Origin of the sequence: Streptomyces sp. NRRL S-350, from assembly GCF_000719705.1 — a bacterium.
Taxonomy (GTDB): Bacteria; Actinomycetota; Actinomycetes; order Streptomycetales; family Streptomycetaceae; genus Kitasatospora.
Genome location: NZ_JOHO01000115.1, coordinates 1 through 9,301, shown reverse-complemented (window position 1 = coordinate 9,301; position 9,301 = coordinate 1). Strand labels below are relative to the sequence as shown.

Below are 9,301 nucleotides of genomic sequence, written 5' to 3'. Positions count from 1 at the left end.
CCCCGACGCCCACCCCCACTCCCACTCCGACGCCCACGCCGCCGGTGACGACGCCGCCCGTGACGCCGAGCAAGCCCCCGACGGTCCCGCCGTCGGCCAGCCCGAGCCCGTCGGTCCCGCCGACCCCGAGCAAGCCCCAGACCCCGGCGCCCGCCACCAGCGCGCCGGCGCTCGCCCAGACCGGTAGCAACGACGCGACCCCGGTGATCGCGGCGGCCGGCGGCGGCGTGCTGCTGGTCGGCGGCGCGCTCGTCCTGCTGGCCCGCAAGCGTCGCGGCGGCACCGAGAGCTGACACGCCGGCGCCGCGGACCGGCGCCGAGTACGGCGACGCCCCCCGACCCTGACGGGCCGGGGGGCGTCGTTCTTCACCCGTTCGGGTCACTACCCCTGGGGCTACTCCCAGCGGAAGAACCGGGCGGCCGCGGCCAGGCCGAGCACGGACCAGCCGGCCAGGATCCCGAGGTCCGCCCAGGGCACCCCGGCGCCGGTCTGCAGCACGGAGCGCAGGCCGTCCGAGAGCGCCGAGACCGGCAGCAGCTCCAGCACCGGCCGTACGGCCTCGGGGAACCTGCCCAGCGGCACGATCACCCCGCCCGCGAGCAGCAGCAGGATGAACACCAGGTTGGCGGCGGCCAGCGTGGCTTCGGCCTTGAGGGTGCCGGCCATCAGCAGGCCGAGCCCCGAGAACGCGGCGGTGCCGAGGATCAGCAGCGCGACGACGCCGAGTGCCCCCTGCGGTGTCGCGAGCCCCTGCGGGGACCAGCCGAGCGCCAGCGCGATCACCGACAGCAGCGCGACCTGCAGTGCCTCCGTCACCAGGACGCAGCCGGTCTTGGCGGTCAGCAGGGCCCAGCGCGGCAGCGGGCTGGCGCCGAGCCGCTTCAGCACGCCGTAGCGGCGCTCGAAGCCGGTGGCGATGGCCTGCCCGGTGAAGGCGGTGGACATCACGGCCAGGGCGAGCAGGCCGGGGGCCAGGAAGTCGACCCGCTTGCCGGGGCCCTCGACGGCGACGATGTCCACGGCGGAGAACAGCACCAGCAGCACGGTCGGGATGACCACGGTCAGCAGCAGCTGCTCGCCGTTGCGCAGCAGCATCCGGGTCTCGAACGCGGTCTGCGAGAGCAGCATCCGGCCGATCGGGGCCGGGCCGGGCCTGGGGGAGTAGTCGGGCCGGGGGGTGTGGTCGGTCTCGGGGGAGCGGCCGGCCCCGGGGGTGTGGTCCACGGAGGTCACGAGCGGAGCTCCCGTCCGGTGAGGTCGAGGAAGACGTCTTCGAGGCTGCGGCGCTGCACGGCCAGCCGTTCGGGCAGGACGCCGGCTGCCGCGCACCAGCCGGTGACGGTGGCCAGCAGCTTCGGGTCCACCGGTGCCTCGATCCGGTAGCTGCCGGGGGCGGTCTCGACGGCGGTGGCGCCCTCGGGCAGCTCCTTGACCAGTGGGTCGAGGTCCAGTCCGGGCGGGCCGTCGAAGCGGAGGGAGCCCTCGGCGCCGCCGCGGCACAGCTCCTCGGGGGTGCCGTCGGCGATCACCGTGCCGCGGTCCACGATGGCGACGTGGTCGGCGAGCTGTTCGGCTTCGTCCATGTGGTGGGTGGTGACGACCACGGTGACGCCGTCCCGGCGCAGGTCGCGGACCAGGTCCCAGGTGGCGCGGCGGGCCTGCGGGTCGAGGCCGGCGGTGGGCTCGTCCAGGAAGACCAGCTCGGGTCGGCCGACGACGGCCATGGCCAGGGCGAGCCGCTGCTGCTGGCCGCCGGACAGCCGCCGGTAGGTGGTCCGGCCGCAGGAGCCGAGGCCCAGGCGTTCGACCAGGGCGTCCACGTCCAGCGGGTGGGCGTGCAGTTTGGCGGTGTGCCGCAGCATCTCGACCGCGCGGGCGCCCGCGTAGACGCCGCCGGACTGCAGCATGACGCCGATCCGGGGGCGCAGGGCGGCGCTCTGGGTGACCGGGTCGAGGCCGAGGACGCGGACGGTGCCGGCGTCGGGGCGGCGGTAGCCCTCGCAGGTCTCGATGGTGGTGGTCTTGCCGGCGCCGTTGGGGCCGAGGACGGCGGTGATCGCGCCGGTCGCGATGGTGAGGTCGAGGCCGTCCACCGCGAGCTTGTCACCGTAGCGTTTGACCAGCCCGGCGATCTGGACCGCGGGTTCGGAGTGCATACCGGCGAGTGTAAGAGGGGCTCACGCCCGGGCCGGACGGCGGCCTCGGCGGTCAGGGCGCGGCTCCGGTGATCGTTTTCCCAGGTCAGGTAAGCCTTGCCTGCGTGATCGATGCCACCGATGAGGCCTGGATCACGGCTTGTCTCCTCGGAAGCAATTACGCAACACTGGTGTTGTGAAAAACATGCGCGAGCACGCCCAGCAGCAGGAGGCCGATCCGGCCTCCCACTGCGACGTGCCCGTGACGGCGGCCGAGGTGCTGCTGGACGGCCACCGCGCCACCCGGGACCGGGTCGCCCGCTCGATCCTGGACCACGGCCCCTCCTCCGCCGCGGACCTGGCGAACCGGCTGGGCCTCACCGCCGCCGCCGTCCGCCGCCACCTCGACGGGCTGGCCGCCGCCGGCCTGGTCGAGTCCCGCGAGCAGCGGGTCTACGGCAGCCGCGGCCGCGGCCGCCCGGCCAAGGTCTTCGCCCTCACCGACGCCGGCCGGGACGCCTTCTACCAGGCGTACGACCAGCTCGCGGCCGACGCGCTGCGCTGGATCTCGGACGCGGTCGGCGGCGGCAAGGCGGGCGAGGAGGCGGTCGCCGCCTTCGCCCGGGCCCGGTTCGGCAAGCAGGGCGAGAAGTACCTGGAGGTCCTGCGCCCGGTCGACGCGGCCGATCGCACCGAGGCACTCGCCCAGGCGCTGAGCGCGGACGGGTACGCTGCCACGGTGCGGAGGGTCCCGGCGGCCGCGGCCAAGGCCCCGGCGGGCGCCCAGCTCTGCCAGCACCACTGCCCGGTCGCGCACATCGCCGAGCAGTTCCCGCAGCTGTGCGAGGCGGAGACCGAGGTCTTCTCCCAGCTGCTGGGCACCCACGTGCAACGGCTGGCCACCATCGCCCACGGCGACGGGGTCTGCACCACCTATGTGCCGGCACCCGGTGCCGCATCGTCGTCCGCCCGGCGTTCTGCGGGCAGCGACTCCGATGCGGTGCCGACTGCCGGTAAGTCCACCGAAGATTTCGCGTCCGAAGATTCTGCGTCCGCGCGTTAGGAAGCTCGCATGACTGACACCGTTTCGCACCCTGAGCTCGACGGCCTGGGCAACTACGAGTACGGCTGGGCCGACCCGGACGCCGCCGGTGCCGTGGCCAAGCGCGGGCTCAGCGAGGAGGTCGTGCGCGACATCTCCGCGAAGAAGAACGAGTCCGAGTGGATGCTGAACCTGCGGCTCAAGGGCCTGAAGCTGTTCGGCAAGAAGCCCATGCCGACCTGGGGCTCGGACCTCACCGGCATCGACTTCGACAACATCAAGTACTTCGTCCGCTCCACCGAGAAGCAGGCCGAGTCCTGGGAGGACCTGCCGGCGGACATCAAGGCCACCTACGACAAGCTGGGCATCCCGGAGGCGGAGAAGCAGCGCCTGGTCGCCGGCGTCGCCGCCCAGTACGAGTCGGAGGTCGTCTACCACCAGATCCGCGAGGACCTGGAGGAGCAGGGCGTCATCTTCCTGGACACCGACACCGCGCTGCGCGAGCACCCGGAGATCTTCAAGGAGTACTTCGGCACCGTCATCCCGGCCGGTGACAACAAGTTCGCCGCGCTGAACACCGCGGTGTGGTCCGGCGGCTCGTTCATCTACGTGCCGAAGGGCGTGCACGTCGACATCCCGCTGCAGGCCTACTTCCGGATCAACACCGAGAACATGGGCCAGTTCGAGCGGACGCTGATCATCGTCGACGAGGACGCCTACGTCCACTACGTCGAGGGCTGCACCGCGCCGATCTACTCCTCCGACTCGCTGCACTCGGCGGTCGTGGAGATCATCGTCAAGAAGGGCGGCCGCTGCCGCTACACGACCATCCAGAACTGGTCGAACAACGTCTACAACCTGGTCACCAAGCGCGCCGTGGCGTACGAGGGCGCGACCATGGAGTGGGTCGACGGCAACATCGGCTCCAAGGTCACCATGAAGTACCCGGCCGTCTACCTGATGGGCGAGCACGCCAAGGGCGAGACCCTGTCGATCGCCTTCGCGGGCGAGGGCCAGCACCAGGACGCCGGCGCCAAGATGGTGCACATGGCGCCGAACACCTCGTCCAACATCGTCTCCAAGTCGGTGGCGCGCGGCGGCGGCCGGACCTCCTACCGCGGCCTGATCGAGATCGGCGAGGGCTCGCACGGCGCCAAGTCCAACGTGCTGTGCGACGCGCTGCTGGTCGACACGATCTCCCGCTCGGACACCTACCCGTACGTGGACGTCCGCGAGGACGACGTGTCCATGGGCCACGAGGCGACCGTCTCCAAGGTCAGCGAGGACCAGCTGTTCTACCTGATGAGCCGCGGCATGACCGAGTTCGAGGCCATGGCGATGATCGTGCGCGGCTTCGTCGAGCCGATCGCGCGCGAGCTGCCGATGGAGTACGCGCTGGAGCTCAACCGGCTGATCGAGCTGCAGATGGAGGGGTCGGTCGGCTGACGCCCAGCCGTACGCGATCCCGCCCGACTTTCGAGGAAGAGAGCACAACGAACAGCCATGGCTGACGTCAACACCCCCACCGGCTCCACCACCGCCGGGTCGATCGAGGTCGGCACCGCCGGCGCGGGCGCGCAGCTCGCCGGCCCCGGCACCGGTCGGACCGCGGTCCAGCAGCCGATCGACGCGCGCGTCGCGGTCAAGCCGTCCTTCGACGTGAACGACTTCCCGGTGCCGACCGGCCGCGAGGAGGACTGGCGGTTCACCCCGCTGCACCGCCTCGGCGGGCTGCACGACGGCACCGCCGCCGCCGGCGAGCGCGGCGCGGACAAGGTCGAGTTCACGCTGCCGGAAGGCGTCACCGCCGAGACCGTCGGCCGTGACGACGCCCGCCTGGGCAAGGCCGGCACGCCGGTCGACCGGGTCGCCGCGCAGGCGTTCAGCGCCTTCGAGCAGGCCCTGGTGGTCACCGTCCCCAAGGAGACGGTGCTGACCGAGCCGGTCAGGATCGACGTGCGGGGCGAGGGCGGCGTCCGCTTCGCCCACGTGGTGATCGACGTCAAGCCGTTCGCCGAGGCCGTCGTGGTGCTCAACCACGCGGGCACCGGCACCCGGGCCGCCAACGTCGAGCTGCTGGTCGGCGACGGCGCCAAGCTCACCTTCGTCTCCGTCCAGGACTGGGAACGCGACGCCGTCCACGTCGCCCAGCACAACGCGCTGGTCGGCCGCGACGCCTCGTACAAGTCCGTGGTCGTGACCTTCGGCGGCGACCTGGTCCGCCTGCACCCGCGGGTCAACTACGCGGGCCCCGGCGGCGAGGCCGAGCTGTTCGGCCTCTACTTCGCCGACGCCGGCCAGCACCTGGAGCACCGCCTGGTGATCGACCACGACACGCCGCACTGCCGGTCGAACGTGGCGTACAAGGGCGCGCTGCAGGGCCAGGACGCGCACGCCGTCTGGGTCGGCGACGTGCTGATCCGCGCCGCCGCGCTCGGCACCGACACCTACGAGCTCAACCGGAACCTGGTGCTCACCGACGGCGCCCGGGTCGACTCGATCCCGAACCTGGAGATCGAGACCGGCGAGATCGTCGGCGCCGGCCACGCCTCCGCGACCGGCCGCTTCGACGACGAGCAGCTGTTCTACCTGCAGGCCCGCGGCATCCCCGCGGACGAGGCCCGCCGCCTGGTGGTGCGCGGCTTCTTCGCCGAGCTGCTGCAGCAGATCGGCGTCGCCGAGGTCCAGGAGCAGCTCATGGAGAAGATCGACGCCGAGCTGGAAGCGGCGGTCTGAGCGACATGACCTTCCTCCGTGCCTGCGCGCTGGCCGACCTCCAGGAGGACGTCCCCAAGCGCGTGGACCTCAACGGTGTGCCGGTCTCCGTCGTCCGCACCGACGAGGGGGTGTTCGCGATCAACGACACCTGCTCGCACGCGAACGTCTCCCTCTCCGAGGGCGAGGTCGAGGACTGCATGATCGAGTGCTGGCTGCACGGCTCCAGCTTCGACCTGCGCACCGGCAAGCCCTCCGGCCTGCCCGCCACCAAGCCGGTCGCTGTCTACCCCGTAAAGATCGAAGGGGACGATGTGCTCGTCTCCGTCAACCAGGAGTCCTGAGTACACATGGCAACCCTTGAAATCCGCGACCTGCACGTCTCCGTCGAGGCCGAGAACGGCCCGCGCGAGATCCTGAAGGGCGTCGACCTGACCGTGAAGCAGGGCGAGACCCACGCCATCATGGGCCCCAACGGCTCCGGCAAGTCCACCCTGGCGTACTCGCTGGCCGGTCACCCCAAGTACACCGTCACCGGCGGCTCGGTGCTGCTGGACGGCGAGGACGTCCTGGAGATGTCCGTCGACGAGCGCGCCAAGGCCGGCGTCTTCCTGGCCATGCAGTACCCGGTCGAGGTGCCCGGCGTCTCGGTCAGCAACTTCCTGCGCACCGCCGCCACCGCCGTCCGCGGCGAGGCCCCGAAGCTGCGGCTGTGGGTGAAGGAGGTCAAGGAGGCGATGGCCGCCCTCCAGATGGACCCGGCCTTCGCCGAGCGCAACGTCAACGAGGGCTTCTCCGGCGGTGAGAAGAAGCGCCACGAGATCCTCCAGCTCGAACTGCTCAAGCCGAAGATCGCGATCCTCGACGAGACCGACTCCGGCCTGGACGTCGACGCGCTGCGCATCGTCTCCGAGGGCATCAACCGGGTCCGCTCCACCGGCGAGGTCGGCACCCTGCTGGTGACGCACTACACCCGCATCCTGCGGTACATCAAGCCCGACTACGTCCACGTCTTCGCGGGCGGCCGCATCGTCGAGTCCGGCGGCGCCGAGCTGGCCGACAAGCTGGAGAACGAGGGCTACGAGACGTACGTGAAGGGGGGCGCGTCCGAGTGACCCATCCGTTCACGGGACTGCTCGACACCGATGCGATCCGCAAGGACTTCCCGGTCCTGCAGCGTCAGCTGCACGACGGGAAGCCGCTGGTCTACCTGGACAACGCGGCCACCTCGCAGAAGCCGCGCCAGGTCCTCGAAGCCCTGAACGCCTACTACGAGCGGCACAACGCCAACGTCCACCGCGGCGTGCACGTGCTCGCCGAGGAGGCCACGGCGCTGTACGAGGGCGCCCGGGACAAGGTCGCCGAATTCGTCAACGCGCCGAGCCGCAACGAGGTCGTCTTCACCAAGAACGCCTCGGAGTCGCTCAACCTGGTCGCCAACATGCTGACCTGGGCGGACGAGCCGTACCGGGTGGACGCCGACTCCGAGATCGTCATCACGGAGATGGAGCACCACTCCAACATCGTCCCGTGGCAGCTGCTCTCGCAGCGCACCGGCGCCAAGCTCAAGTGGTTCGGGCTGACCGACGAGGGCCGGCTCGACCTGTCGAACATCGACGAGCTGATCACCGAGAAGACCAAGGTCGTCTCCTTCACCCTGGTCTCCAACCTGCTCGGCACGGTCAACCCGGTCGAGACGATCGTCCGCAAGGCCCAGTCGGTCGGCGCACTCGTCGTCATCGACGCCTCGCAGGCCGCGCCGCACATGGTGCTGGACGTGCAGGCGCTGGAAGCCGACTTCGTCGCCTTCACCGGCCACAAGATGCTGGCCCCGACCGGCATCGGCGTGCTCTGGGGCCGCCAGGAGCTGCTGGAGGACCTCCCGCCGTTCCTCGGCGGCGGCGAGATGATCGAGACCGTCACCATGGGCTCGTCCACCTACGCCCCGGCGCCGCACAAGTTCGAGGCCGGCACCCCGCCGATCGCCCAGGCGGTCGGGCTCGGCGCGGCCATCGACTACCTGCAGGGCGTCGGCATGGACAAGATCGCCGCGCACGAGCACGCGATCACCGAGTACGCCGTCGAGCGGCTGCTGGAGGTCCCGGACCTGCGGATCATCGGCCCCCGCACGGCCGTGGACCGCGGCGCCGCGATCTCCTTCACCCTCGGCGACATCCACCCGCACGACGTGGGCCAGGTGCTGGACGAACAGGGCATCGCCGTGCGCGTCGGCCACCACTGCGCGCGGCCCGTCTGCCTGCGGTACGGAATTCCGGCGACCACGCGGGCGTCGTTCTACCTGTACTCGACTCCGGGCGAGGTCGACGCGCTGATCGACGGCCTGCACCACGTCCGGAACTTCTTCGGCTGACGGGACGGGGCAGGACGACCATGAAGCTCGACTCGATGTACCAGGACATCATCCTGGACCACTACCGCAACCCCCACGGCAAGGGACTGCGGGACGGCGACGCCGAAGTGCACCACGTCAACCCGACGTGCGGCGACGAGATCACCCTGCGGGTGAAACTCGACGGCTCGACGGTCACCGACGTCTCGTACGAGTCCCAGGGCTGCTCGATCAGCCAGGCGAGCGCCTCCGTGCTCAACGACCTGGTGGTCGGCAAGTCCGTCGGCGAGGCACAGGCAGTCCAGGAGGCCTTCCTGGAGCTGATGCAGAGCAAGGGCCAGGGCGAGGGCGACGAAGAGGTGCTGGAGGACGCGATCGCGTTCGCCGGCGTCTCCAAGTACCCGGCCCGGGTCAAGTGCGCCCTGCTCAGCTGGATGGCCTGGAAGGACGCCACCGCCCAGGCGCTCGCCCAGCACCCCGCCGTGAACGACTGATCCTGCAGAGGAGGAATGGCCATGACTGACGAAACCCCCTCCGCTGCGGAGGAGCAGCCGACCGGCCTCATCGTCGGCACCACCGCCGGCACCGTCTCCGTCGAAGACCTGACCGAGGCCCTGATGGACGTCGTCGACCCCGAACTGGGCATCGACGTCGTCAACCTGGGCCTGATCTACGGCATCCACATCGACGAGTCCGACGTGGCCACCATCGACATGACGCTCACCTCGGCGGCCTGCCCGCTGACCGACGTCATCGAGGACCAGGCCAAGACCGCCACCGACGGCCTGGTGAAGGACCTGCGCATCAACTGGGTCTGGATGCCGCCGTGGGGCCCTGACAAGATCACCGACGACGGCCGCGAGCAGCTGCGAGCGCTCGGCTTCAACGTCTGAGGTCTTCGCCGTACCGAACGCCGCTGCCCGGGATTCCGGGCAGCGGCGTTTCTGCGTCTCGGCTTTGGCCGCCGCGGGTGAACACCCGCGCGCCATCCCCTTTGCTGCGTGGGTTCACCGCCGCTCCCCACCATCCACCCCCCCACCCGCCTGTCGGCTGGTGCC

11 protein-coding genes are annotated in these 9,301 nt (G+C 70.8%); 9 read left to right on the top strand and 2 right to left on the bottom strand.

The genetic code is table 11. From position 1 onward, the window contains the following. A partial coding sequence (locus tag IF30_RS0139370; protein ID WP_030247730.1) for an LAETG motif-containing sortase-dependent surface protein occupies window positions 1-293 on the top strand: 293 nt, incomplete at its 5' end. A 101-nt stretch (window positions 294-394) separates the two neighbouring features. Here the strand turns inward: IF30_RS0139370 and IF30_RS0139365 are convergent. Next, entirely contained in the window at window positions 395-1,129 is a 735-nt protein-coding gene (locus IF30_RS0139365) for an ABC transporter permease (RefSeq protein ID WP_051712221.1), read from the bottom strand. Window positions 1,130-1,230: 101 nt separating this feature from the next. After that, window positions 1,231-2,157 carry an ABC transporter ATP-binding protein gene (locus IF30_RS0139360; protein ID WP_030247726.1) on the bottom strand — a complete coding sequence of 309 codons (927 nt, stop codon included), beginning with the start codon at window positions 2,155-2,157 and terminating at the stop codon, window positions 1,231-1,233. A gap of 184 nt (window positions 2,158-2,341) precedes the next feature. On the opposite strand from IF30_RS0139360, the gene IF30_RS0139355 reads away from it, so the two are divergent. From IF30_RS0139355 to IF30_RS0139320, 8 genes are read left to right on the top strand one after another with little or no spacing between them, the layout of a single operon-like run. Beyond that, window positions 2,342-3,199: a helix-turn-helix domain-containing protein gene (locus IF30_RS0139355; RefSeq protein ID WP_107054640.1), complete on the top strand. Its 858-nt coding sequence runs from the start codon at window positions 2,342-2,344 to the stop codon at window positions 3,197-3,199. A gap of 9 nt (window positions 3,200-3,208) precedes the next feature. Continuing rightward, window positions 3,209-4,624 carry a Fe-S cluster assembly protein SufB gene (gene sufB / locus IF30_RS0139350; RefSeq protein ID WP_030247722.1) on the top strand — a complete coding sequence of 472 codons (1,416 nt, stop codon included), beginning with the start codon at window positions 3,209-3,211 and terminating at the stop codon, window positions 4,622-4,624. A gap of 57 nt (window positions 4,625-4,681) precedes the next feature. Further along, the gene (gene sufD, locus IF30_RS0139345) at window positions 4,682-5,914 is read left to right on the top strand and encodes a Fe-S cluster assembly protein SufD (protein ID WP_030247720.1); all 1,233 of its coding nucleotides are present in this window, start codon (window positions 4,682-4,684) and stop codon (window positions 5,912-5,914) included. 5 nt (window positions 5,915-5,919) lie between these two features. Beyond that, window positions 5,920-6,237, top strand: coding sequence for a bifunctional 3-phenylpropionate/cinnamic acid dioxygenase ferredoxin subunit (locus tag IF30_RS0139340; protein WP_030247719.1), 318 nt, complete (start codon window positions 5,920-5,922; stop codon window positions 6,235-6,237). A gap of 6 nt (window positions 6,238-6,243) precedes the next feature. Next, window positions 6,244-7,008 (top strand): Fe-S cluster assembly ATPase SufC, encoded by a 765-nt coding sequence (gene sufC / locus IF30_RS0139335; RefSeq protein WP_030247717.1) that lies wholly within the window; start codon window positions 6,244-6,246, stop codon window positions 7,006-7,008. Continuing rightward, a complete protein-coding gene (locus IF30_RS0139330; protein ID WP_030247715.1) occupies window positions 7,005-8,264 on the top strand; it encodes a cysteine desulfurase in 1,260 nt (419 codons plus the stop codon). The genes sufC and IF30_RS0139330 overlap by 4 nt, the downstream gene beginning before the upstream one ends. A gap of 20 nt (window positions 8,265-8,284) precedes the next feature. Next, entirely contained in the window at window positions 8,285-8,737 is a 453-nt protein-coding gene (gene sufU / locus IF30_RS0139325) for a Fe-S cluster assembly sulfur transfer protein SufU (RefSeq protein ID WP_030247713.1), read from the top strand. A gap of 21 nt (window positions 8,738-8,758) precedes the next feature. Then, complete coding sequence (locus IF30_RS0139320) at window positions 8,759-9,136, top strand: metal-sulfur cluster assembly factor (RefSeq protein WP_267884589.1); 378 nt, start codon at window positions 8,759-8,761, stop codon at window positions 9,134-9,136. Window positions 9,137-9,301 lie beyond the last annotated feature (165 nt).

Bases quoted from the DNA above. Each gene is read 5' to 3' on its own strand.
- IF30_RS0139365 (WP_051712221.1), bottom strand. From the start codon at position 1,129: ATGCTGCTCTCGCAGACCGCGTTCGAGACCCGGATGCTGCTGCGCAAC.
- IF30_RS0139360 (WP_030247726.1), bottom strand. From the start codon at position 2,157: ATGCACTCCGAACCCGCGGTCCAGATCGCCGGGCTGGTCAAACGCTAC.
- IF30_RS0139355 (WP_107054640.1), top strand. From the start codon at position 2,342: ATGCGCGAGCACGCCCAGCAGCAGGAGGCCGATCCGGCCTCCCACTGC.
- sufB (WP_030247722.1), top strand. From the start codon at position 3,209: ATGACTGACACCGTTTCGCACCCTGAGCTCGACGGCCTGGGCAACTAC.
- sufD (WP_030247720.1), top strand. From the start codon at position 4,682: ATGGCTGACGTCAACACCCCCACCGGCTCCACCACCGCCGGGTCGATC.
- IF30_RS0139340 (WP_030247719.1), top strand. From the start codon at position 5,920: ATGACCTTCCTCCGTGCCTGCGCGCTGGCCGACCTCCAGGAGGACGTC.
- sufC (WP_030247717.1), top strand. From the start codon at position 6,244: ATGGCAACCCTTGAAATCCGCGACCTGCACGTCTCCGTCGAGGCCGAG.
- sufU (WP_030247713.1), top strand. From the start codon at position 8,285: ATGAAGCTCGACTCGATGTACCAGGACATCATCCTGGACCACTACCGC.
- IF30_RS0139320 (WP_267884589.1), top strand. From the start codon at position 8,759: ATGACTGACGAAACCCCCTCCGCTGCGGAGGAGCAGCCGACCGGCCTC.